Annotated in this window: 22 protein-coding genes and 1 pseudogene; 18 read left to right on the top strand and 5 right to left on the bottom strand. The window is 36.6% G+C overall.

Annotated features, from left to right (window positions below):
• The first annotated feature begins 149 nt into the window (after positions 1–149).
• From ACZZZC_RS08950 to ACZZZC_RS08930, 5 genes are all read left to right on the top strand, one after another.
• Positions 150–956, top strand: a complete 807-nt coding sequence (locus ACZZZC_RS08950) for a DUF3822 family protein (protein WP_463485759.1) — start codon at positions 150–152, stop codon at positions 954–956.
• Positions 947–1483 (top strand): 16S rRNA (guanine(966)-N(2))-methyltransferase RsmD, encoded by a 537-nt coding sequence (rsmD, locus tag ACZZZC_RS08945; protein WP_463485758.1) that lies wholly within the window; start codon positions 947–949, stop codon positions 1481–1483. Before ACZZZC_RS08950 ends, rsmD begins: the two co-directional genes overlap by 10 nt.
• A gap of 205 nt (positions 1484–1688) precedes the next feature.
• Positions 1689–2150, top strand: coding sequence for a pantetheine-phosphate adenylyltransferase (coaD, locus tag ACZZZC_RS08940; RefSeq protein ID WP_056850396.1), 462 nt, complete (start codon positions 1689–1691; stop codon positions 2148–2150).
• A 171-nt stretch (positions 2151–2321) separates the two neighbouring features.
• The gene (locus ACZZZC_RS08935) at positions 2322–2825 is read left to right on the top strand and encodes an RNA polymerase sigma factor (RefSeq protein WP_463485757.1); all 504 of its coding nucleotides are present in this window, start codon (positions 2322–2324) and stop codon (positions 2823–2825) included.
• Complete coding sequence (locus ACZZZC_RS08930; RefSeq protein ID WP_463485756.1) at positions 2815–3420, top strand: hypothetical protein; 606 nt, start codon at positions 2815–2817, stop codon at positions 3418–3420. The genes ACZZZC_RS08935 and ACZZZC_RS08930 overlap by 11 nt, the downstream gene beginning before the upstream one ends.
• Before the next feature lie 247 nt (positions 3421–3667).
• Here the strand turns inward: ACZZZC_RS08930 and ACZZZC_RS08925 are convergent, their stop codons facing one another.
• The gene (locus ACZZZC_RS08925; RefSeq protein ID WP_056851230.1) at positions 3668–4279 is read right to left on the bottom strand and encodes an NUDIX hydrolase; all 612 of its coding nucleotides are present in this window, start codon (positions 4277–4279) and stop codon (positions 3668–3670) included.
• Between ACZZZC_RS08925 and pyrE the strand changes: the two genes are divergently transcribed.
• The 6 genes from pyrE (at position 4278) to ACZZZC_RS08895 (ending at position 10779) form a co-directional block, all read left to right on the top strand.
• Positions 4278–4937 (top strand): orotate phosphoribosyltransferase, encoded by a 660-nt coding sequence (gene pyrE, locus ACZZZC_RS08920; protein ID WP_463485755.1) that lies wholly within the window; start codon positions 4278–4280, stop codon positions 4935–4937. The genes ACZZZC_RS08925 and pyrE overlap by 2 nt on opposite strands.
• Before the next feature lie 45 nt (positions 4938–4982).
• Positions 4983–5381 (top strand): SRPBCC family protein, encoded by a 399-nt coding sequence (locus ACZZZC_RS08915; RefSeq protein ID WP_265801264.1) that lies wholly within the window; start codon positions 4983–4985, stop codon positions 5379–5381.
• A gap of 387 nt (positions 5382–5768) precedes the next feature.
• Entirely contained in the window at positions 5769–8369 is a 2601-nt protein-coding gene (gene clpB / locus ACZZZC_RS08910; protein WP_463486952.1) for an ATP-dependent chaperone ClpB, read from the top strand.
• Positions 8370–8646: 277 nt separating this feature from the next.
• Complete coding sequence (locus ACZZZC_RS08905) at positions 8647–9300, top strand: hypothetical protein (RefSeq protein WP_463485753.1); 654 nt, start codon at positions 8647–8649, stop codon at positions 9298–9300.
• A gap of 10 nt (positions 9301–9310) precedes the next feature.
• A complete protein-coding gene (locus ACZZZC_RS08900; protein WP_463485752.1) occupies positions 9311–9808 on the top strand; it encodes a hypothetical protein in 498 nt (165 codons plus the stop codon).
• 455 nt (positions 9809–10263) lie between these two features.
• Positions 10264–10779: a DUF6646 family protein gene (locus ACZZZC_RS08895; protein WP_463485751.1), complete on the top strand. Its 516-nt coding sequence runs from the start codon at positions 10264–10266 to the stop codon at positions 10777–10779.
• Between the two features lie 188 nt (positions 10780–10967).
• Here the strand turns inward: ACZZZC_RS08895 and ACZZZC_RS08890 are convergent, their stop codons facing one another.
• Complete coding sequence (locus ACZZZC_RS08890; RefSeq protein ID WP_463485750.1) at positions 10968–12170, bottom strand: MFS transporter; 1203 nt, start codon at positions 12168–12170, stop codon at positions 10968–10970.
• A gap of 106 nt (positions 12171–12276) precedes the next feature.
• Between ACZZZC_RS08890 and ACZZZC_RS08885 the strand changes: the two genes are divergently transcribed.
• Both ACZZZC_RS08885 and ACZZZC_RS08880 read left to right on the top strand, forming a co-directional pair.
• Complete coding sequence (locus ACZZZC_RS08885; protein WP_463486951.1) at positions 12277–12834, top strand: NADPH-dependent FMN reductase; 558 nt, start codon at positions 12277–12279, stop codon at positions 12832–12834.
• 606 nt (positions 12835–13440) lie between these two features.
• Positions 13441–14043: an outer membrane beta-barrel protein gene (locus ACZZZC_RS08880; RefSeq protein ID WP_463486950.1), complete on the top strand. Its 603-nt coding sequence runs from the start codon at positions 13441–13443 to the stop codon at positions 14041–14043.
• Between the two features lie 165 nt (positions 14044–14208).
• Here ACZZZC_RS08880 and ACZZZC_RS08875 read toward each other — a convergent pair whose 3' ends face one another.
• Positions 14209–15861: a M28 family metallopeptidase gene (locus ACZZZC_RS08875; RefSeq protein WP_463486949.1), complete on the bottom strand. Its 1653-nt coding sequence runs from the start codon at positions 15859–15861 to the stop codon at positions 14209–14211.
• 447 nt (positions 15862–16308) lie between these two features.
• Between ACZZZC_RS08875 and ACZZZC_RS08870 the strand changes: the two genes are divergently transcribed.
• From ACZZZC_RS08870 to ACZZZC_RS08850, 5 genes are all read left to right on the top strand, one after another.
• Positions 16309–17034 carry a hypothetical protein gene (locus ACZZZC_RS08870; protein ID WP_463485746.1) on the top strand — a complete coding sequence of 242 codons (726 nt, stop codon included), beginning with the start codon at positions 16309–16311 and terminating at the stop codon, positions 17032–17034.
• 167 nt (positions 17035–17201) lie between these two features.
• The gene (locus tag ACZZZC_RS08865; protein ID WP_463485745.1) at positions 17202–17798 is read left to right on the top strand and encodes a hypothetical protein; all 597 of its coding nucleotides are present in this window, start codon (positions 17202–17204) and stop codon (positions 17796–17798) included.
• 176 nt (positions 17799–17974) lie between these two features.
• Entirely contained in the window at positions 17975–18472 is a 498-nt protein-coding gene (locus ACZZZC_RS08860; RefSeq protein ID WP_463485744.1) for a hypothetical protein, read from the top strand.
• A 198-nt stretch (positions 18473–18670) separates the two neighbouring features.
• Positions 18671–19492, top strand: coding sequence for a hypothetical protein (locus ACZZZC_RS08855; RefSeq protein ID WP_463485743.1), 822 nt, complete (start codon positions 18671–18673; stop codon positions 19490–19492).
• A gap of 181 nt (positions 19493–19673) precedes the next feature.
• Entirely contained in the window at positions 19674–20414 is a 741-nt protein-coding gene (locus tag ACZZZC_RS08850) for a hypothetical protein (protein ID WP_463486948.1), read from the top strand.
• 42 nt (positions 20415–20456) lie between these two features.
• Here the strand turns inward: ACZZZC_RS08850 and ACZZZC_RS08845 are convergent.
• Both ACZZZC_RS08845 and ACZZZC_RS08840 read right to left on the bottom strand, forming a co-directional pair.
• A pseudogene (locus ACZZZC_RS08845) lies at positions 20457–21374 on the bottom strand (IS3 family transposase).
• Positions 21375–22393: 1019 nt separating this feature from the next.
• A complete protein-coding gene (locus ACZZZC_RS08840; RefSeq protein ID WP_463486947.1) occupies positions 22394–22837 on the bottom strand; it encodes a PepSY-like domain-containing protein in 444 nt (147 codons plus the stop codon).
• Positions 22838–22911 lie beyond the last annotated feature (74 nt).

The raw sequence follows: 22911 nt of genomic DNA, 5'->3' as shown, positions 1-22911 counted from the left end.
TCTGTGTTTTCGTGGCAAAACTAAGCATCATGTCATACCGAAATAAATTTAGAAATAACGACCGCCTAAAAACCCAGCAACTTTGCGCCCTTTGCGAAAAACTTAGCGAGCTTTGCGGTTAATCCTTAAAAAACTCTATTTTTGTTTCAATGAGTAAAAACAGTCTCTTATTAGTCGATCCGAATATTAAAACTGATGCCTCGGTAAACTGCCATTTATTGTTAAAAATAACGAATGACAGCTTTTCTTATGCGGTGATTAACAAAGATTCTGATGAGGTTAGTATTATTTTTGATAAACAAGGCTGCGAAGATTTGGAAGAAGATTTGAAATCTGCCTTCGAAACTGATGTCTATCTAACTCGAAACTATGGTGAAATAAAGGCTGCTATTCATACCTCAAATTTCATTTTTATTCCTGACGAATGGTTTGATGCTGCTGATCTATCCGTTTACTCCAAATTTTTAGGTGGCGACGGAAAAATTTACACCAAACACCATGATGAATTAGGCTTCAATACACTTTTCTCATTGGATGAAAAAATGGAGAAAAAACTTCCTGAAAACACGAAGTTTTATCCTCAGTCTTCACCCTTATTAGCTTTGTTTAGTCATTTATCAGCTGATGCTTTATTGATTGATTTTACGGCATCTTCGTTCAACGTGCTTCTTGTAAAAAACAAGAAGGTCAATTTTCAAAACCATTACGAAGCGGAGAATCCAGAAGAGTTTAACTACTTTTTATTATTGATTATAGAGCAATTGGGTTTAACGGATGCTATTCCGGTTTACTTGCAGGGCATCATCAACGAAGACGACGATTTTTACAACACGCTTCTAAAATATTTCAACAACCTTTACTTTTTTCTTCCCGCAGGAAAACAAAACAGTGAATTGTTGGCTGATATGCCTAAACACTATTTTAGCGGATTACTTGCTTTAGATTTATGCGAATAATTGGAGGCAAACTAAAGGGAATTCGTTTGCAGCCTCCTGCAAATTTACCCGTTCGCCCAACAACAGATATGGCCAAAGAGGCGCTTTTCAATATTTTAAATAATCAGTTTGATTTTGAAAGCTGTACCGTTTTGGATTTATTCAGCGGTACGGGAAACCTGACATTTGAATTTGCTTCCCGCAATGCAGAAAAAATTTTAGCAATCGACATGGATTACGGTTGCGTAAACTGGGTAAAAACTACTGCGAAGAAGTACGAATTCAATCAAATTGAAGTACGCAAAGCAGATGTTTTCAAATTGTTGAATCAAATGACGGGTTCGTACGATATCATTTTTGCTGATCCACCGTACAACATGCCGAACATTCCCCAAATACCTGTGTTAGTTGCATCGCAAAAGCTACTTAAGCCTGATGGACTTTTGGTTGTGGAACATCAAAGTAATATGAAACTAAATAGCCAGCCTGGCTACACCGAAACCAGAAAATATGGAAATTCTTCTTTCAGTTTTTTTGAGTTTAGTTAACCGCAAAAAACACTAAGTATTTCGTAAAAAGTATGAAGGTTTTAACTGATTACTTAAATAGTCGTCATTGCGAGGCACGAAGCAATCTTTTTTTAGGAATGTATATATCCGGATTAAGATTGCTTCGTGCCTCGCAATGACGTGATTATGAAAAGGTTTGTGCTCTACCCTTTTTCCTTTCCGCTTAAAAATCTATATTTGAAATATGAAGATAGCGCTATTTCCAGGTTCCTTTGACCCCATTACCATCGCTCACGTTAACATTTTGCAACGTGCTACTCCCCTTTTTGATAAGATTGTAATCGGCATTGGTTTAAATAGTTCCAAGCAAAATTTTCTTACTGCTGAGCAGCGACTTCAAATTTTAGAAACAGTTTTTGCGGGTTATCAAAACATCGAAATTCAAACTTACGAAGGTTTAACTGTAGATTTTTGCCGCAAAATAAATGCAACTTATATGGTTCGTGGTATTCGCTCGGCTTCAGATTTTGAATACGAAAGAGCGATTGCTCAAATTAATCAAACCATGATGCCCGAAGTAGAAACCATTCTACTTTTGAGTAAACCAGAATACTCAGCCATTAGCTCAACCATCGTCCGCGATATTTTAAGGAATCATGGCGATGTAAGTCCATTCGTACCCAAAGAGGCTTTAGGGTTTTTATAGTCGTTCTGACAAATTAATTTTCCGATAAAAAAAATGTAACGTTTTCGAAAAACCGTTACCAATGGAGTAAATAAATATAAATGAAAACTCGATTGGTATATTTTCAGATGATGAAAAGTTTCTTGAATTCCTCACTAATTCCGTTCATTTAGTAAAAACCGAATGCCATTGATGAAGGAAACTGAAACGACATTTCTGACCCTGATTAATCAGCATAAAGCGATTATACATAAAGTTTCGAAAATGTATATGAACGATGTAGAGCTGCAACGCGATCTTTTTCAAGAAATAGTAATGCAGCTGTGGAAAGCTTACCCATCTTTTAAAGGGAACAGCAAATTTTCCACCTGGATGTATCGTGTTGCATTAAACACGGCTTTGGTTTACTTTAAAAAGGACAATCGAAAAGTAGATAAAACACCTCTTGATGAAAACATCGACATTGTTGATGTGAATGAAAGTGAAATAAAAGAAGAAAAACTGGCCTACTTATATAAGGCAGTTCAAGAATTAAATGCTGTAGAAAAGGCTTTGATTTTTCTTTTCCTTGAAAACCAATCACACAGAGAAATTGCCGAAAATCTTGGAATAACAGAAGTTAATGCGAGGGTAAAGCTCAATAGAACCAAAGAAAAATTACAATTCATCATAAAGAAGAATGGCTATGAATTTTGACGATTTGAAAAACGACTGGAATGCAGATGGAGCTGAAGAAAACAACATCTCTGAAGATATGCTTAAAATGAACGAAGCACACACACTGATCGACATCATTAGAAGGAAAATGAAAATTGAGTTTTTTTATCAGATGATGGCTTTAATATTCATGGGGACCGTCCCTTTTCTCTTCGGCTTCGCCGATAATATGAAATTTATTTACATGGTGTTTTTTGGCATCACTTGCGGATTTACAACTTACTACTTTTGGAAATTCTACACCTTCTATAAAAATTCTTACGATCTGAGTTTAGATAGCCGTAAAAACATCATGTGGTTTTTTTACGAAATGAAATTAAACGTTGAACTTTATAAGGCATTGACCTACATTATTGTTTTTATTTGGGTAGGCTTTCTGGCAGTTTATCTATTAATTGCAAAAACATGGGCAATAGACAATGTTTTTGCAAAAATTTCTTCAACGTATATTGTGTTGAATTGCTTTATTACCATCTTAATTATTGGCGTAATTACCGAACTATGGGCATGGTATTATTATGGAAGGTATTTAAAACGCGTTAAAGCGATAGTTGATGAGCTGGATTTTGAGTAAATATTAGTTTAAATGACTATTGGTCGTTTTCTTTAACCGATCGTCATGCTGAATTTACTCCTGCGCTCGTTTCTAACAAGCGCATAAATAACACAGCGATTTAATCGCTAACTATGAATTTCATGCTGAATTTATTTCAGCATCTTTCTTGCTACTGAGACCCTGAAATGAATTCAGAGTGACGCAAAATGTGAGCCTGCGCTCGTTTCTAACGAGCGCATAAATAGCAAAGCGATTTAATCGCTAATTACAAAATCCCTCCAGCCCTTAACACGTCCATAATGGAAGGAAAAGTATTTTTCACTACCGGGCCAAGATGGTTTTTATCAAGCCAAACGGCCTCGTCTATCCCCTCTTCCTTTTGAGGAACCAACTTTGGCTCACCTTTTACAGTCATCCGATACCAGTTGGTTTTCTTGATCACCATTTTTGAACCATAAGGATAAACATGGTAAGTTTTACAAAGCTTTTCTTCTCGTTTAGCCACTTTAATCCCGCATTCTTCCTCCACTTCCCTTACCGCTGTTTCCTTCATATTTTCACCCTCCTCCAGCTTTCCTTTTGGCAAATCCCACTTTTTATTCCTAAAAATAAAGAGATAATTTCCATTAACGCTTTCTACCAACCCGCCGGCTGCTTTAATAATCTCACAGTTCTTTTTCAGCTTCCTGAATGTTTCCTGAGGGTTTTTGGTTAAGAAGATGTAGCTTTTTTTAGACCCATTTTTTAATTTTTTGTAAAATGTCTGCAAATCAAAATCCTGAAATTCAAGCTGTTGAATTTTTTCTTTTTGTTCCGGTAAAACATCTGATATAAAGAGGGTGTTATCGTTAATATAAATTCTGTATTTTTGGGCCATGTATAATAAAAGTGATATTGAACTAAAGGTAGCGGAATTTTTATTACAAATAAAGGCAATTAAATTACAACCTAATAATCCTTTTACCTGGGCATCTGGTTGGAAGTCGCCAATTTATTGCGATAACCGAATTACGTTATCTCATCCACAGGTGAGAACGTACATACGCCAGAAACTAGCACAGGCCATCCAAGAAGAATTTGGTTCGGTAGATGTTATTGCTGGAGTAGCAACCGCTGGAATTCCACAAGGCGTTTTAGTAGCTCAAGAGTTGGGATTACCTTTTATTTATGTAAGAGCTAAAGCAAAAGAACACGGTACGGGAAGCTTAATTGAAGGTGAAGTGGTAGAAGGGCAACGAGTAGTGGTGATTGAAGATCTTATTTCTACAGGAAAAAGCAGTTTACAAGCCGTGGATGCATTGAGAAGCGCAGGTTTATCAGTTGCTGGTTTAGCTGCAATTTTCACATACGGATTTGAAAAAGCAGATGAAAATTTTGCAGCCGCTAAGTGTCGCTACCTAACTTTATCTAACTATGCTGCCTTAATTGATTATGCTGCCGAGCACAGCATCATCGCCAAAAGCGACATGGAGTTATTAGGAAAATGGCGCTTAAACCCATCAGAATGGGGACAAGTTATCAGTCCTGAGTCTTAAATCCAGAGTTCGCAGTATTTTAAAATTAACCTATAAAAATATATAATGACGATTATTGAAAGCGCTGTAGAGGTAAGTAAGCCCGTTGCGGAAGTTTATGCTTTTCTCTCAAACATGAATAACCATCAACAATTGATGCCCGAAAATATCTATAACTGGGAATCTACAGAAGACGAAGCTCGTTTCACCATTCAAAACATGGCAAAATTAGCGATCGCCATATCTAATCGTGTTGAAAACCAAGAATTAACAGCAATTCCCACTGAAAAAGCACCTTTTGAGGTGGAATTAAAATGGACAGTTGCCGATAATGGAAATGGCACTACCACTGCAAAACACATCATCTCTGCAGATTTGAATATGATGATGAAAATGTTGGCTTCTGGTCCACTCCAAAAATTAGTCGATCATCAGACACAGAAATTAAAAGAAATTTTGGGGTAAAATATCGCTAATTGCCAAACTAGTTAAATGAGCCTAAAAACATTAATAGGCCAAAACATATCGAAAAGCATCTGTTCACCAAAAACGCAGATGCTTTTTTTTGTGCGTTTAGGTTTTCTTGATAGATGCAGTATTCTAGCCACCTAAACCTTATTGAAATGGAAAGCACCCGATTTTTCTTCGGGACTTGTAATGGAAAGAAGGGCTACAATTGCCAAGAACCAGTTACTTATGTTTCCAAATCATTTCAACTATTTAACAAGACAAAATTTCAGCACAAATCTTTAATAATCAGCAAATTAGTCACTATAATTTATACCGAACCGACAAAATTTCCGATTGTAAAATCAAATTTGCTGTGGCATTTGTTTTGATTAAAACGGTTATATGAACTTCAACAACTTTACAATAAAAGCCCAGGAAGCAATTCAACAGGCTTCTGAAATAGCCCAAGGCAACCAGCAACAGGCTATTGAAACGGCACACCTGCTTAAAGGTTTGCTTACTGTTGATGAAAACGTGGTTTCTTATGTTTTGAAGAAACTAAACGTGAACCTTAATTTACTCAACCAAAATCTAGATGCAGAGATTGCAAGATTCCCGAAAGTTAGCGGAAGCAATGTCTATCTGTCATCAAATACAAATAGTGTTTTGCAAAAGGCACAAACATTTTTAAAAGAATTTAAAGATGAATTTGTATCGGTAGAGCACCTCCTGTTAGGAATTTTGGCTGTGAATGACAGTACATCCAAATTATTAAAAGAGCAAGGTGCTAACGAAAAAGACCTTAAAAAAGCCATTACTGAACTCCGTGGCGATAACCGTGTAACCGACCAAAATGCTGAAGCTACTTATCAGGCTTTGGGCAAATATGCCCGTAATTTAAATGAGTATGCCGAAAGCGGAAAGCTCGATCCGGTAATTGGCCGTGATGAAGAAATCCGTCGGGTAATTCAAATATTATCTCGAAGAACAAAGAATAATCCGATTTTAATTGGCGAGCCAGGTGTGGGTAAAACGGCTATTGCCGAAGGAATTGCTTTCAGAATTATAAAAGGCGATGTGCCTGAAAATTTGAAAAGCAAAACCGTTTATTCCCTTGATATGGGCGCATTAATTGCTGGAGCAAAATACAAAGGTGAATTTGAAGAGCGATTGAAAGCGGTAGTGAAAGAGGTAACGCAAAGCGATGGCGATATCATTTTGTTTATCGACGAAATTCACACCCTCGTTGGTGCAGGCGGAGGCGAAGGTGCTATGGACGCTGCTAACATCTTAAAACCTGCGTTAGCTCGTGGCGAATTAAGGGCAATTGGTGCCACCACTTTGGATGAATATCAAAAATATTTAGAGAAAGATAAAGCCTTGGAACGCCGTTTTCAAAAGGTGATGGTAGAGGAACCTGATACACAGGATGCAATTTCTATTCTTCGTGGTTTGAAAGAACGCTATGAAACCCACCACAAAGTGCGGATTAAAGATGAAGCAATTATCGCTGCCATAGAAATGAGTCAGCGTTATATTTCTGATCGTTTCTTGCCAGATAAAGCCATCGATTTAATGGATGAAGCGGCTTCAAAATTGCGCATGGAAATGGACAGTGTTCCAGAAAATGTAGATGCTTTGGATCGCGAAATTATGCGACTTGAAATTGAACGTGAGGCGATCAAACGCGAAAAAGATGACCGTAAAGTTCAGGATCTATCAGAAGAAATTGCCAATTTATCTGCTGAACGCGATGAGCTGAAAGCAAAATGGCAGGGAGAAAAAGACCTTGTTGATGCGGTAAATAATCAACTGGAACAGATTGAGCATTATAAATTAGAGGCTGAACAGGCCGAACGTGCCGGAGACTATGGCAAAGTTGCCGAAATCCGTTACGGAAAAATTAAAGAAGCGCAGGATCAGGTAGAAAAGCTGAAAGCTGATTTAGAAAACCAGCAAACAGATAGCCGAATGCTAAAAGAGGAAGTAACCGCCGATGATATTGCAGGCGTGGTAGGTAGATGGACAGGCATTCCGGTTACCAAATTAATTGCCAGCGAAAGGGAGAAATTGCTGAACCTTGAACACGAATTACACCAGCGTGTAGCTGGACAGGATGAGGCTATAGAAGCCATTTCTGATGCTATTCGCCGCTCGCGTGCAGGTTTACAAGACAAGCGCAAACCAATTGGTTCGTTTATTTTCCTGGGTACAACCGGGGTAGGTAAAACAGAGTTGGCAAAGGCCTTGGCAGAATTTTTATTTAACGATGAAAATGCCTTAACCCGGATCGACATGAGTGAATACCAGGAGCGCCATGCTGTTTCCCGCTTAATTGGTGCGCCTCCAGGATATGTAGGCTACGATGAAGGTGGGCAATTAACAGAAGCCGTTCGGCGTAAACCTTATTCGGTTGTATTGCTTGATGAGATTGAAAAAGCGCATCCGGATGTGTTTAACATTTTGTTGCAGGTATTAGATGATGGCCGTTTAACTGATAATAAAGGCAGAACGGTGAATTTTAAAAATACAATCATCATCATGACATCGAATATTGGAGCGCACTTAATTCAGGATAATTTCAAAAATCTAAGTGATGAAAACCGGGATGAGGTAATTGCAAAAACTAAAAATGAATTATTCGAGGTATTGAAACAAACCATCAGACCAGAGTTTCTAAATCGAATTGATGAATTAATCATGTTTACGCCGTTAAATCGCAATGAACTTAGAGATATTGTGGCTTTGCAATTTAGACATGTACAGCAAACACTTGCGGAAATGGGAATTGAAATGGATGCAAGTGAGGAAGCACTTGATTGGTTGGCACAGCTTGGTTACGATCCACAGTTTGGTGCCCGACCACTGAAAAGAGTTATTCAAAAAAGAATCTTGAATGAATTATCGAAGGAAATATTAGCCGGCAAGATCGATAAAGACAGTAAAATTAAGTTAGATATGTTTGATCACAATTTTGTGTTCCTGAACCAAAAACAAGATTAAATATCATCTCGATAAATGAAATCCCGCAGATTAATTTATGCGGGATTTTTTTTCATTTATTTTTTGATGGATATTTCATTTTCATTTAAGTCCTGCAGCTTTAAGCTCCCCAGCCAAGCTGAGAATGACGGCCGTTTATAGTTGGCATTTAAACACCTTTTACGTCAGAAAACCTGCAGCTGTAAAATTGATTTTACAATGCAATACGTTTATTTTAGGCTATTGTTTTTTGTTTTGATAATGATTATTATTGATTACACACAAAAACACAACACAAATGAAACCTAAATTAATCATCTTGGTGCTTCTATGCGCCATTAGTTGGCGTAGCCATGCGCAAACTGAAAAGGGTTCTGGCTTCGCCGGAATAAGCCTGAGCTTCGGAACCTCGAAACAAAATGATGCTATAGCCAGTATCAACACCTTTACGGCAACGCCTAGGGGCGGCTATTTTATTGCAAATAATCTCGCTATCGGGCTTGAAATTCCTTTAAATCTTTCAAAGCTTCGCGGGGAAAGTTACATTACATGGGATGAGGAAGATGGGCGCTACGAAGACCGTTATGGTCCGAAAGAATTTAGTTTCGGACTCTCGCCTTTCATTCGCAAGTATATAGATGTTAAAGAACGATTTAAATTTTTCGTTCAGGCGAATCTGCTACTCCAAATTAACACATTCAATCGAGTAGATGATGCAGGTTATCTGATTCGAACAGATGCACGAGCAAAAGGTTGGGGTGCTAGCTTAGCTCCTGGCTTCACCTATCTATTATCTGATGATTCGAGCCTCGATTTTTCATTCCCAATCTTAAGCTTTTTCCACCAAAATTATTATGCTGAAGAGTCGCTGTACAATTTCGATAAAAAGAACAATTTAAGATTAGCACTTGATAACTTCACACCCACTTTTACCATAAACTTTCACTTCTAAAGATTCTCTTATGAAAAATTTGTTTAACCAAGTTATGGGCTTAAGAAGTTCCGTAGTCGTTATTCTGCTATTCATTACCATGCAGGCAAATGCACAAAGATTCCGTGGGAAAATAGATTATTACAGTAGTGCACTATCTGAATTTGATGGAAAAATTAAATCCATTGATGATGTACAGATTGAATATTATCTCAGTGCACTTTCTGAATTTAATGGAAAAGTTAAAGCCATTGGAAATATTTCAGTGGAATATTACCTCAGTGCCATACCAGAGTTTAATGGTAAAATAAAATCTATTGGCAATAAAAACGTAGAATATTATTTATCTGCCTTACCCGGAATTACCGGTAAAATAAAATCCATCGGTTCCATTAAATTCGAATACAATTTTACTAATTCTCCAAAAAGTGATGGCAAGGTAAAATCTATTCAGAATGACGGTGACGATCTGGATTCTGAAGATGCATTAGACAATTACTATTTAATTGAACGATTGAATCGCCAATAATTTAAAATTTAGAAGTTTATAGGATGTATCATAAATCAATATCCCCGAACGTTGTCGCGTTGAGCTTTTCGAAACTGCTTTAAAGCTTTTGAGCAAGTTTTTACGATAATTTCGGGTTGTCATTTCGTATTTATGATACATCCTCTTTTTTATTCAATATCCACTGAAAACCCATTGAAACCATAAGCCGACAGAATTTATTCCGTTATAATTTCCTTAAAAAATCTTTTCTTATATATTTGCATCGCCAAATCGGCTTGCTAAATATCCTTATAGCAATTACATCCTGTAATACCAGCTTTATTTAAGCTGCTTTAAATTTAAATTTTCTTTGTAAACGGTTATCTCCTATCGGGATAAATGATTTCGAACCTACGCTTGACGTTAGTTTTTGGAATAAAGGAAGAGAATGAAAACCAGAATTTATTAATTACCCATAAAATCAATTGTTTAAAATGAAAAGAATTATTACTAGCTTATTTTTACTGGTTATTGCTTACACACAGGCAAATGCACAAAGTGATGCCTACAAAGGAAAAGATGATTTACGATTTCAGGTTGGCGCAAGTCTCCAAAAATGGGGTACCGGAATTGTTACTACGCTTGATTATGGCTTAGGCCAAAGCTTCTCCATTGGCGCACAGGCCGGCTATCTACTTGGTGTAAAATCTTTCGATGGGATTGAAAAACCAGGCTTTGGCGATCGTTTTGATCTCAAAGCTAGATTTAATGCAAATTTAGGAAGTGTGATTGGTTTGCCCGCTAATGTAGATTTATACCCTGGATTAAACCTGGGCCTTAAAAACTTTGGAGCTCATGTTGGCGGAAGAGTTTTCTTTGATAAAGGCTTCGGACTTTTTACAGAAGCACAATTTCCGATCGCAAAATATAATGCTGATGCAATTGGCTACGAGCGATTGAACAACCAATTCTCCTTTAACATTGGGGTTGCCTTCGATTTAGGGAAATAGTACCCTAAAAATCGCAGTTTTCAGTTAAATTCAACCGTTTAAAAGCATCGGCATTTGAGCCGATGCTTTTTCATTTCATGAAGTTTTATCTTTTTTTAAACCACCTAAAAAGCTAGTTCTTAATTTTTTTTGTGTTATAATTTGGTCAGGCTAATTTCGATGTTGCATTTTGAAGATTAACCAATCATTTATTTTTTATTGCTTTCAATATTTGGCAAAAATCCGGTTAGTAATCCTATCAGGGGCAAAAAGGCACAGATATTAAAAACATATTCAATACTGGTAGAATCTGCAAGTTTGCCTAACAGTGCAGAACCTATCCCTCCCATTCCAAAAGCAAAACCGAAAAACAGTCCAGCTACTAAGCCAACCTTCCCGGGAATCAATTCTTGTGCATAAACCAGGATGGCAGAAAAGGCTGAAGCCAAAATCATCCCGATAGGAACGATTAAAATACCTATCCAAAATAAATTGGCATGAGGTAATAAAAGGGCAAACGGTGCTGTGCCTAAAATTGAAGCCCAAATCACATATTTACGCCCAATTTTATCGCCAATTGGACCACCTAATAAAGTTCCTGCAGCTACTGAAAACAGGAATACAAATAAGTAAATCTGCGAGGTTTGTACAGAAACGTCAAATTTATTGATGAGGTAAAAAGTAAAATAGCTGGTTAGACTGGCCATGTAGAAGTATTTCGAAAAAATAAGCAACAACAGAATAACCACCGAAAAAACAATTTTATTTCTCGAAAACTGATTGGCGACAGTAGCAACAGCAGCTTTTTTGCTTCTGGAAAGGACAAAACCTTTGTACCAATTACCTACATAACTCAAAATCACGATGGCCAATAATGCGATAATAGAAAACCAAACCACACTAAATTGGCCATAGGGTACAATAATCCATGCAGCTAACAGCGGCCCTAAAGAGCTCCCTGCATTTCCACCCAATTGGAAAACCGATTGTGCCAAACCTCTTTTCCCTCCAGATGCGGCATGCGCCATTCGGGATGCTTCAGGGTGAAATATAGATGAGCCAACACCGATTAGCGCCACCGAAATTAACATGGTGTAAAAATGGGTGGATTGCGACAAGGTAATTAAGCCGATTAAAGTGAAACCCATGCCGACCGCCAATGAATAAGGTTGCGGTTTTTTATCGGTATACATCCCTACAAATGGCTGCAATAAAGAGGCGGCCAGCTGGAAGGTTAGCGTAATTAAGCCAATTTGAGAGAAACTGAGTTTGTAATTTGTTTTAATGATAGGATAAATCGCCGGAATAAGGGATTGAATAGTATCATTTAATAAATGTGAAAAACTTAAGGCAAACAATATCGGGAATACGGTTTTTTCGATAATGGCTTTTGAAGGATTCTGCTCGTTCATAAAAGGGAATAAATATGATGGCAAAAGTAGCGATAAAAATTTCTAACTTAATTAAGCGCTACAGCGTGACTCTCAAACATTTTTACCGAGATGTGGTTTAATCCTTATGGAAAAAAACAGAAAAATTGTGGGCCTTTGTGGAAGTCTTAGAAAAGGCTCTTACAACGCGATGTTGCTTAAATTTGCCGGAACGTTAGTACCAGAGGGTACAGAATTTGAAATCGTTTCTTATGATGATGTTCCGGTTTATAACGCCGATTACGATACACCTGAAATGCCAGAAAGACCATCAAGCGTAGTTAAATTTAGAGAAGCTTTGGCTCAGGCAGATGCTTTTATTATTGCCTCTCCAGAGTACAATTATTCTGTTCCCGGAGGATTGAAAAATGCAATTGATTGGGCCAGTAGAGGAAAAGATGCGCCATTAATGCACAAGCCCGTTGCGCTACTAGGTGCTACTCAAGGCATGTGGGGTACAGTTAGAATGCAAACTGCATTTCTTCCAATTTTTACTTTTTTGAATATGAACCCCGTTTTACAGCCGGAAGTTTTAATTGCGCAAGCACAAGATAAATTTGACGAGGAGGGAAATCTAACTGACGAGAAAACCATCAGTTTGATCAAAAGAAAGATTGAGAACCTGATTGTTGCCTCCAAGGTTTAAGGCATTCTACAAAAGATTACAAGCTCTTCGCTTGAAATGATGATTACTATCCGTTGAGGTTGGGTAGCTTGTCGAAACACTTGATTAAATATGGTTAAGGTGTTTCGACAGGCTAAACAGGACAGCATCTAGGCAAAATGGTCTTTATGATACAGCCTTCTCGCTTTGTAAGTTAAACAAAATTGCTTTTCACAGTCGCGATTTTATGTTTGATTAAATTGACCCGCAGCATGACTGCAAATGTTAAATCATATTGAAGGCTCAGCTTCGATATCCTCCACTACAACTGAAAAATTAGTTTCGGTGATATTCCTAAAAGATGTCAAAGCTTCCGAAAAAGCTGACAAGAATCGGAAATAAAACTAAATTGTCAATTTGGCACCTACCAAAAATTAATCACTCGATTAAGTTTTAGTCACACAAAAATAATAAAGAATTAACATGCATTTTATATCTGATTCGCTATTAGGCAATTGGCTAAAAACTGATTTTTTAATGACGCTGACAGCATTTTTTGGCACTGACATTGACTTTTAACCAAATATAGTCAGAAATTAAAAAAGTAAAACTGACTGTTTTTTTTAAACAAATAAATAATAAAAAAAGATGAAAAAACTATTATTATCAGTAGTAGCAGTTGCAGGTTTAGTGTATGGAGCAAATGCACAAACAGAAAAAGGAAAAGTAATTTTAGGTGGTAATGTGGGCTTCAATTCTACAAAAGTAGAAGATGCAGCAAAATCTGATGTTAGCTTCAGCATAGTACCAAGTGTTGGTTATTTTGTTGACAATAATTTCGCAATTGGTACCGGCGTAGGTTACAATTACAACAAACAAGTAAGTGAAAATACCTTAAACCAGGCATTCGTAGTAGCACCTTTCGGCCGTTACTATGTTGGTTTGTCAGATCAATTTAAATTCTTCGGACAATTATCAGTTCCGATGGCGTTTGGAAACAATAAAATAGTGAACGACAATGGCGATACTGGTGCTAAAGTAGCCTCTACAACCAGCATTGGTGTAAACATTGCACCTGGTTTTGCTTTTTTCCCTACCAAAAGAATTGGTATCGAAGTATCAGTTAATGGTTTAGGATACAATAACCTAAATGTTAAAAATGAGATCACTGGAGGCGAAGTTTCTTCAAACTCATTCGGTTTAGAAGCAAATACTTTCGCTCCAAAATTGGGCGTTCAGTTCCACTTTTAATCGGAACGTTTTGTTTTAAAAAAGGCCTCAGATTCGCAGATTCTGAGGCCTTTTTTTTGCTTTCGTCATTTCGACCGAAGTGGAGAAATCTTTAAAAAATGAGTAACACCCTTAAATAAATTCAGGAGGCCGAACGGGTGAAAAAAATCAATGAATGACTGATTCTTATTTCTTTTCTCTTATCGCTTTAAATTCCGATCCATCTTTCCACTTCGGATAAACATCTTCATTACTTAAACGGTAACCCATATCAAAAACCAATCTCACATCTTCTACAATTCCAGATAAATCCCAGGTTTTTGCATCAAAATTATCTTGCGGTGAATGATATCTGAATTTGGTAAAATCAGATACTTGTTTTAAACCCCACTCCCGGCCATTCTTGACATTATCAACTCCAGAACCCGTAAATAGCGATGGTACGCCAACTTTCGCGAGGTTAAAATGATCAGAGCGGTAGTATAAACCAGAAGAAGGAACAGGATCTGGAACCACAACCCTACCCTGCTTTTTAGCAGAAGCAGAAGCGTAATCTTCTAACTCAGACTGACCGAAGCCATAAACTACAATATCTTTGGTTTTGCCAGCAATCCCCATCATATCCATATTGATATTGGCAACCGTTTTATCCAGAGGAAAAGAAGGATGTTTGGCATAGTATTCTGATCCTAGTAAACCCTGCTCCTCCGCAGTGTAGGAAATAAACAGAATAGTTCTGTTTGGGGCTTTTGGCAACTTCTTAAATGCCGAAGCGAGTTCGAACAATGACGCTACACCAGTTGCGTTATCAACCGCACCATTATAAATAGAGTCTCCCTGAATCTTCTCACCAATACCTAAATGATCCCAGTGAGCCGAATAAATAATAGCTTCATTTTTTCGGGTAGTGCCCGGTATTTTTGCCAAAACGTTATAAGTAACCGATTTTTTGATCGTATTCTTTACGGCTAAGGAAGTGGTTGCATTTAAATCTACTGCCTTAAAACTTTTGCTCCTGGCAGCCGAAAATAAGGCATCACTCTGACCAGCCATTTTGAAAAGTGCCTTGGCCTTATCCAAAGAAATCCAGCCCTCAATAACCGTTCGGTTCATGCCGTTATCTGCCGATTGCAAATTCAGTTTCGATTTCGACCAGCCACTGCGCACCACCGTCCAAGGGTAAGCTGCAGGTTCAGTATCGTGAATAATTAATACTGCAGCTGCACCTTGCCTCGAGGCTTCCTCGAATTTATAAGTCCAGCGACCGTAATAAGTCATGTTTTTGCCCTTAAATAAAGTCGAATCCGAAAAGCCCGGATCGTTGATCATAACCACGACCGTTTTACCTTTCACATCCAAATTTTTATAATCATCCCAGCCATATTCTGGAGCCACAATGCCATAACCCGCAAAAACCAAAGGCGAATTTTTTATGTTCACATCATCTTGTACACGGCGTGATCCTGCAACGAAATCCGTTAAATAATCCAGACTTAAACTCCCTGATTTCCCTTGAATCACCATCTTACTTTCCGGTACCGATTTAATCTCCACCATAGGCACTTCCTGGAAAAAGCTATCGCCATTGCCGGGCTCCAAACCTAAATTTTGAAATTCTCGTTTCAAATAATTGATGGTCTTAGTTTCGCCACCGGTAAAGGGTTTTCTCCCTTCCAGGCTGTCAGCAGCAATTGCTGATAAATAATGAGTTAAGCTCGAATCGTTGATGGCTTTGATGGCCAGCGAATCTGGGCCGTTGTTAATACTATTTTCTTTTGCCTGCTTGCAGGAGTGAGCAAACAAGGCAATTGCCATCCCGTAATATAAGATTTTGTTCATTGAGGATATTTTAAGCTGGTAATTTAAGAAAAAATAGCGATTCGATGTTTTAAGGATCTGGAGCGCACCAACAGAAGCATTTTTTTGATTTAGCTTCCCGCTATCCATATTAAGTTTTAAACATCGATAAGCTGGCGATAGGAAAGTAATTACAAATTAAACCTTAATCATTACTATCGGGGCTAGATGGCGAAAACAGTAAAAATATTAAGGCTCCAGATGCGAAACGTTTTACGGTTTCCCCCTATTGCGATCGTTCAAATATTTTTTATTTTAGTAGGATCAACGTGTTTTATATGCCATCTACTTAGCACTAGATATCAAAAGCGATTTATTTGATAAAAGATTCGTAAAGCCACCAATTTGTTATGGCTTTACGAATGTTATTTAATTCGGCTTTGCGAAATGCGTAAATTTAGATGTTACCTGCAAGCTTAAACAACGACAATGGACAACAAAATCACGACATACTCAGCACTATTCGACTTGGTTGACATTGACACAATAGACCATAAGCAAAAAGACATTGCGACATTGTTTTTAAATGCAATGAACGATTGGCCGACCTATAATCAAAAGGAAATTTCCGACTTTGTAAAAGAACTCAAGGACTACTTTGGTAATCCTTTGACGATTGAGAAAATTTCAGCGAAAAAGTTTGACGGACAGAATGCTTGGCAAATTGAAGCAGGAAGTTCCATTGCTGACTTAATAGACATTTCAACAAAGTTTTGCAACCAATCAGACTTTGACAAAATCGTTGAAAACTTTTTAAATCATTACAGTTCAAGTTCATTTAAACAATCAGACAACAGACAAGAAAAAATTATTGACCGAGATTTTTGCGAGTGTTTAGAATATGAAATTTGTAAAGCATTTGAGCATTCAGACAATGACCAAATCAAAGGCTTTTGGTGTGACGGAATTTTATTAAACCAACCCGTCAGTCTTTACTCCCAAAAATTTGTAAACGACAATAGACACGTAAAATTGAAAGCATTTATCGGCAAAGACGGACAAACAGAATACGAATTGACTTTGAAATTTGGTGACAAGGCATTGAGCAGATATTCAAGAAACTTGGACATTAAAGAATGTTTGCCAAACCCAGACAAACAAAATTGGTTTGACATTGACACTAAACGAAATAAAATTGAGATACAACTTGACTAACGAAAGAAAGCCAGCAGGTAACAGCCGTTTTGCAAAAGCGGGGGTTTCGTGGTTCTATGAAAGTGAAGTGCTAAATTCAAGCTTTGTGCATCTAATGAAGTTTAGTGCTGAAAAACCCCGCCTTCGCAAAGCGGCAAAACGTTAGCGGTAATTATGACGAACACGAAATGGACAAAAAAGAACAACTGAGAATTTGGAAAGAAAAAGAACGAGAAAGAGAATTAACAGAAAATTCATTAAGTGAAAATTTGAGAACTTCAACTCTTGCTAAAATTCAATTAAACGAACCTATTTTTCACATCTCCAAAGACGATATTTTAAATGCCAATGCAACTAATTCGTTTGAGCTATTGCAGAAAATTGACCTGAAAATAATAGAATTAGCGTTTAAAGTAAAACCGACCAAACTTGATATAAATGGAGTTAATGATGAAGCTATTAGGACTTTATCTTTTCCACTTAAAGCTGTATATTTTACTAATGAATTTGAAGGACTTCTTTCACTTGGAGATGCAGACAAAGAGTTTTACTATGAGGACAATTTAGAAAAATCTCAAAGAGACAATTATTTTAATGAACTCATCAACTATTATGTAGAAATGAAAAATCAAAAAATGATTTCACTAATAGACGATGGAAAAAAAGCAAAACGACAAAAAGATTTTGACAAAATTAGTGACATAATTGAACAGTTAGAAATTCAAAACGATGAATTAAGAATTAATTATATAAAACAAAATATAGAACAATTCGAATTAAAATAACCACCACTAACACTGGTTTTGCGTCAGGCGGGCTGAATTGCAAAACTCACCAGCAGTTTTTCAATTGAAATTAGTAATAATATCAGCTTTTGTGCTTCGATTTCCCGCCCGAACGCAAAGCCCGAAACGTTATGTGCTATTTTATTCCGACCATTATGTAAACGCAATAGAAAAAAATGAAATTAGTAGACGGCAATACAATAATTTATAGAAACACGCCAATGTTTGGTTATTTTCTATTTTGGACATTGACGTTCTTTTGTTTATTCGTCGGCTCAACACTTTGGGCAACTATGATATGGGTAGAAAGCTATTATGATATTCATACAGAGGACATTTTTTTTAGTGTGGGTCTTGCTTTTTTAGGACTCATATTTCTGATAGGAACATATAAATGCACAAAAAATTTAGTTTATATTTATAAAGAGAAGCCAATATTTACCCTTAATAAAATTGGAATAAAGTATTATGTCGACCGATTGATCAATTGGACTGAAATCGAGAAAATTATTTTGCAAAAAGACTTTGATGTAAAATATTTGACAATCTGTTCAATTGACAAGACACAAATAAGTTATCAATTGAATGCTACACAAACTACAGAGTTTAACAATCTACAGAATTTTAAAACTTGTTTAAATAAATTCCCAGTGAAGGTTGAAATTGATGAGTGAGGATGATAAAAACAGCACACAACAGGGTATTGCCAAAAGCGGGGCTGAAGTGCTTCGATTGAGCATTTATGCAAGGTTCAACAGTGGTAATTCTATTGAACTTTCGTGCTAAAAATCCCCGCCTTCGGCAATACCCGGAACGTTGTGCGATATGCTAAACCGACATTGTGCAAACTAACGAACAAAGATTTAATCCAAATGGATACAAAACAATTATTCAGACTTTTTAATAGTAAATTTTACTCAACAAATTGGCTTAACGAAAATAATGTTTTAGCAGGAAGTGAAGGCGAAGTAAAATATAGTTATTGTGGAGTAGACAAAGATTTCAAATTTGAATTTGTCAGTCAAAAAATCAACGAGACTTTTAGTGATGAGGATATCTATTTGTGTATTTCATCAAATAAAAGTTCTTTGGTTTCTAAATCAGACGCTGTCACAGAAATTGCAAAAATTCTACATAAAAAGGAAATTGGCATTATGGATAAATCATTTACGAAAATGCTGTTCTTTAATTCATATGGCACATTTAAAAGTGGAATTATCAGAGAATTTTCTGAAAGTCAGTCAAGACCTGACGGACATCTTTTAAGAGTAGAATTTTTTGCAAACATTATGGATGAAAGCACTACTATAGTTGCCAAAGCTATTCGCAAGCATTTTGAACACTTTGAAAAAGCACTACATAATGATTATGGAGGTATTATGGAATATCTTTGGATAGATTTGGAGTTGGTAGCACATTACAAATCTCATCCATTCCGTTATCAGAAAAGAGTTAGTCAGCCTTCCTCATACACAGACTTCTTTACCTATAATGTTGGTCATTATAGTATTCATCCCGATTACGAAAGATTGAAGAAATTATCAACGGATAAAGAAATTTGCGCCTATGTATTTGAATTGTTATATCATTCAACTCAAATTTTAGTTGAAAAACAAAAGAAATTAGGAAATTTTGACGCTACGAAATTTCGATTGGATTTTCTGTCTGCTATGGGAAAAATAGAATATTCTTGATAGACTAAAAAGCACAATCGCACAACAAGGGTTTTACAATAGTGGGGCGAAACTGTCATAAAGTGATGCCTTTGGCACAAAGTTCAACAGTTGTTCTTCGTTTGAACTTTTGTGCAAAATTGAAGATTTGTGCTTCGATTGCCCCACCATCGCAAAGCCCCAAAACGTTAGCACCAATTTTATGAAGACACGTATAACGACAATATTCACGACATTACTTCTGACATTTACGACAGTTTATGGACAGACTTACGAACCATTAGATTTAGCAAAAAAAATATTTTCGAAAGAGACTTTACCAAACATCGAGAATTATGTTTCTGGCGAATATGAAGGCAAACCAAACGGAAAAGATTTACAAAACGGTTCAATTACGAAATTTGCCTTACTCGGACAAACAGACAAAACAGCAGTTGTTGGAATGACTGTATTGGACTCAATTGGAAAAGGACTTGATACGTATTTGCACTTTGAAAAAGATACGTCTTGGAAAATGACTGCATTCAGGGCATTAGCAATGACAGGAATGATTGAGCAGATGAAAATTGAACTTGAAAAAATGACGCCACAACAAGTGGGCGAAATGATTGAAAAGTCAAAAAAGAATAAAAATGACGACTTTGAAATGTTTAAATCAAGAGAAGATTACCATTTTCAGTTAGGAAATACAAAACTAACACTTGAATTAGACGAAAATATAATAAACCATTTTCTGACAAATGAAGCAGAATTTGACCGTCTTAAAAACCTTGCTTTAACTCAACTTGAAAAAGAAAAAGTAGATAAAGAAAGAAGTTTGAAACTAATTGAAACCTCTAAAACTGACTATAATAAACTTTTCATTTCCTCAGTTTCGACAGGTGGTTACGAACTACGAAATTGCATTAATTTTTTAATCGGTGGAATGCTTGACAACTTGTAAGCTCCCCTGTTTTTCAGACCATTCAAAAGTATAATTTTGTCCTCAAATTTCCTGTAATAAATCTACAGGAGATTTGAAGTTCAATGCTTGATGTGGTCGATGGTAATTGTAATCCATCATCCATTCCTCTACTTTCTCCCTTACATCATCCAGGGAGTGAAATATGTATGCATTTAACAATTCTCTTCTGATGCTTCCATTCAATCTCCAACGCTCTGATAACCCGCAAGGACGGCAGTGAATAATCTATCTCAATAGCTAGCATCTCTCTGTTGTAATCATCAGCGATGTTCAACAACCTAAATTTCCTTCCATTCCAAAGCGCATCGCTCATAAAATCCATGGACCATACCTCATTTATAGTTTCTGGTACAGACAAAGGCTTCTTGACTCTTTCTAGCAGCCTCTTTTTTGCCCTGCGGCGGATATTAAGCCTCATTGATGTATAAATCCTATAAATCTTTTTATGGTTCCATTTAAGCCCTTTTCGACGCAATCGGTAGTAACACTGCCAGAAGCCTATGGAGACGTGCTTTTCAACAAGAAGTGAAAGCGCATCAACTACTTCACTATCATCCCGTCGTTTATGTTGATAATAATGTTTGCTGCGGTTCAATCCAACGCATTTACAGGCCTGACGATGGCTTATCCTTTTTACCATTTCATCCACTAAATCCCTTTTTTCGTCAGGCGTTAAAGCTTTTTTTCTACAGCCTCCTTGAAAACTTCATGCACGAGGCTAAGATTCGCATACATTTTCTTTAAACGTGCATTTTCTTCCTCCAATGCCTTAAGTTTTGACAACTCTTTTACTTCCATTCCGCCATATCTCTGGCGCCATTTGTAAAAGGCTGCTGTACTTATTCCTAACTCTCTGCAGAGATCGTGCACATTCTTGCCATTCTCATGTTCCTTGATTGCTTTTACAATCTGGGATTCCGTAAACTTGATTCTTTTCATATTGCCAATTAAAATTAATAGTTTTTCTAATAGCCTCGCTGCGCTCGGTCTAGAATTCTACTTTTAACTGGTCTGAATTTGGGGAAGTGCACAGTTCTGGCATTTTCTATTCAATCATTTGGACAAAAAAATAAAACCTTAACCACTGCAGAACAATAGGTCTATGAAACAAATAGAAAAGCACTAAGAGACGAAAGAGAAGAACTCAAATTTCAACAACGGTTTGACTCATTGACAACCACGTTAGTAGACGAATGTAGAAAGAAATCAGGCATATAACAGCACCTTACCAAAAGCAAAGCGGATGTGAAAATGTATATTGAAGCAATTAATAAACAGTAGTGGTAATTTGCTCAGCTACAACAGAATACTCATATTAACAAAACATATTGTAAACTATCAACCTTTTTTCTTTAAAATTGTCCGTAGTTGCATCTTTCGATTCCCAATAAAGTGTGATTTCGCTCCTGACAACAATACATGAATAAAGTAATATTTAGATTTTGGTTAACTAATCTCGCAGCAGGTATAGCTCTATATATCATCTTTAGAATTGTGATATCGGAAACAAATCATGAGGACGGAGATTTTTGGACGTGGCTTTTACAGATTTTAGATATACTGCTAAACTTAGCCTATTCGTTTATATACCTAATCGCAATGGCGATTTGTTCATCAGCGATTTTCCTTAACTTGATTGATAAAATAAGAAATAATGTTTACCTCTCTTTTTTAACATTTCTAGGATTACCAGTATGCGGTGTCATGTTTATCGCAGGAGTAATGATAACTGAAAAGCTTTTAGAACACGATGAAGTTACTATATTTAGAAATCTATTAACCTTCTCGATAGCCTATCTACTGTTTACCACTCTACAATTCTTGTTATTCAGAAGAAAAATAAACAGACAGGATTTTAATGAGGTAAAGAGTTATTGAGAAAAGAGTAAGGTTAAAGAACACAAGTACCCATGCCATTTAAATGCAACAAACCCATCGATTCCTCGATGGGTTTATTTTTAATCGGCTAATTCTTTAATAAATTTACCTTCTGCATTATACCAAACATTCACATCGGGTGTGCCTTCAATATCTACCTTATAAGTAATTTTTCCACCAGTATTTATCCAGTCTACATCTTCAATTCGTCCTTTTGGATATTTGGCTTTAATACTTTTTGCTATTGAAGCAGGCAACTGATTATTGGGGATGTCTTTTTCCTGCGATACAACTTTTCCAACACTTGTATAAGTTACTTTGTGATCAACTTTTGCTAAATCGAAGTCAGCTTCATAGTTTCCACCCTTCATTTCCCAATCTATATCAGTAGCTTTTGGAAAAGCCTTCATAAAAGCATTTTTTACCGCTGCAGGTACTTTGCTTTTGTCTATATCTTGAGCATTGCTGCTGGCCACTCCTCCCACCAGGAAGAATGCTGCCAAAATGGTGCTTTTGTAATTCATATTAAAATAACATTAGGGCACAAAAAATGTTTGAATAGTGCTTCAAGTGATATTTGTTGGCCATTAACAAAAAT

This window comes from Pedobacter sp. AC212, assembly GCF_979258625.1.
This window is presented reverse-complemented; position numbering and strand designations above follow the sequence as displayed.

Coding starts and splice junctions, on each gene's coding strand:
- ACZZZC_RS08950 (WP_463485759.1), top strand. CDS start 150: ATGAGTAAAAACAGTCTCTTATTAGTCGATCCGAATATTAAAACTGAT.
- rsmD (WP_463485758.1), top strand. CDS start 947: ATGCGAATAATTGGAGGCAAACTAAAGGGAATTCGTTTGCAGCCTCCT.
- coaD (WP_056850396.1), top strand. CDS start 1,689: ATGAAGATAGCGCTATTTCCAGGTTCCTTTGACCCCATTACCATCGCT.
- ACZZZC_RS08935 (WP_463485757.1), top strand. CDS start 2,322: ATGAAGGAAACTGAAACGACATTTCTGACCCTGATTAATCAGCATAAA.
- ACZZZC_RS08930 (WP_463485756.1), top strand. CDS start 2,815: ATGAATTTTGACGATTTGAAAAACGACTGGAATGCAGATGGAGCTGAA.
- pyrE (WP_463485755.1), top strand. CDS start 4,278: ATGTATAATAAAAGTGATATTGAACTAAAGGTAGCGGAATTTTTATTA.
- ACZZZC_RS08925 (WP_056851230.1), bottom strand. CDS start 4,279: ATGGCCCAAAAATACAGAATTTATATTAACGATAACACCCTCTTTATA.
- ACZZZC_RS08915 (WP_265801264.1), top strand. CDS start 4,983: ATGACGATTATTGAAAGCGCTGTAGAGGTAAGTAAGCCCGTTGCGGAA.
- clpB (WP_463486952.1), top strand. CDS start 5,769: ATGAACTTCAACAACTTTACAATAAAAGCCCAGGAAGCAATTCAACAG.
- ACZZZC_RS08905 (WP_463485753.1), top strand. CDS start 8,647: ATGAAACCTAAATTAATCATCTTGGTGCTTCTATGCGCCATTAGTTGG.
- ACZZZC_RS08900 (WP_463485752.1), top strand. CDS start 9,311: ATGAAAAATTTGTTTAACCAAGTTATGGGCTTAAGAAGTTCCGTAGTC.
- ACZZZC_RS08895 (WP_463485751.1), top strand. CDS start 10,264: ATGAAAAGAATTATTACTAGCTTATTTTTACTGGTTATTGCTTACACA.
- ACZZZC_RS08890 (WP_463485750.1), bottom strand. CDS start 12,170: ATGAACGAGCAGAATCCTTCAAAAGCCATTATCGAAAAAACCGTATTC.
- ACZZZC_RS08885 (WP_463486951.1), top strand. CDS start 12,277: ATGGAAAAAAACAGAAAAATTGTGGGCCTTTGTGGAAGTCTTAGAAAA.
- ACZZZC_RS08880 (WP_463486950.1), top strand. CDS start 13,441: ATGAAAAAACTATTATTATCAGTAGTAGCAGTTGCAGGTTTAGTGTAT.
- ACZZZC_RS08875 (WP_463486949.1), bottom strand. CDS start 15,861: ATGAACAAAATCTTATATTACGGGATGGCAATTGCCTTGTTTGCTCAC.
- ACZZZC_RS08870 (WP_463485746.1), top strand. CDS start 16,309: ATGGACAACAAAATCACGACATACTCAGCACTATTCGACTTGGTTGAC.
- ACZZZC_RS08865 (WP_463485745.1), top strand. CDS start 17,202: ATGGACAAAAAAGAACAACTGAGAATTTGGAAAGAAAAAGAACGAGAA.
- ACZZZC_RS08860 (WP_463485744.1), top strand. CDS start 17,975: ATGAAATTAGTAGACGGCAATACAATAATTTATAGAAACACGCCAATG.
- ACZZZC_RS08855 (WP_463485743.1), top strand. CDS start 18,671: ATGGATACAAAACAATTATTCAGACTTTTTAATAGTAAATTTTACTCA.
- ACZZZC_RS08850 (WP_463486948.1), top strand. CDS start 19,674: ATGAAGACACGTATAACGACAATATTCACGACATTACTTCTGACATTT.
- ACZZZC_RS08840 (WP_463486947.1), bottom strand. CDS start 22,837: ATGAATTACAAAAGCACCATTTTGGCAGCATTCTTCCTGGTGGGAGGA.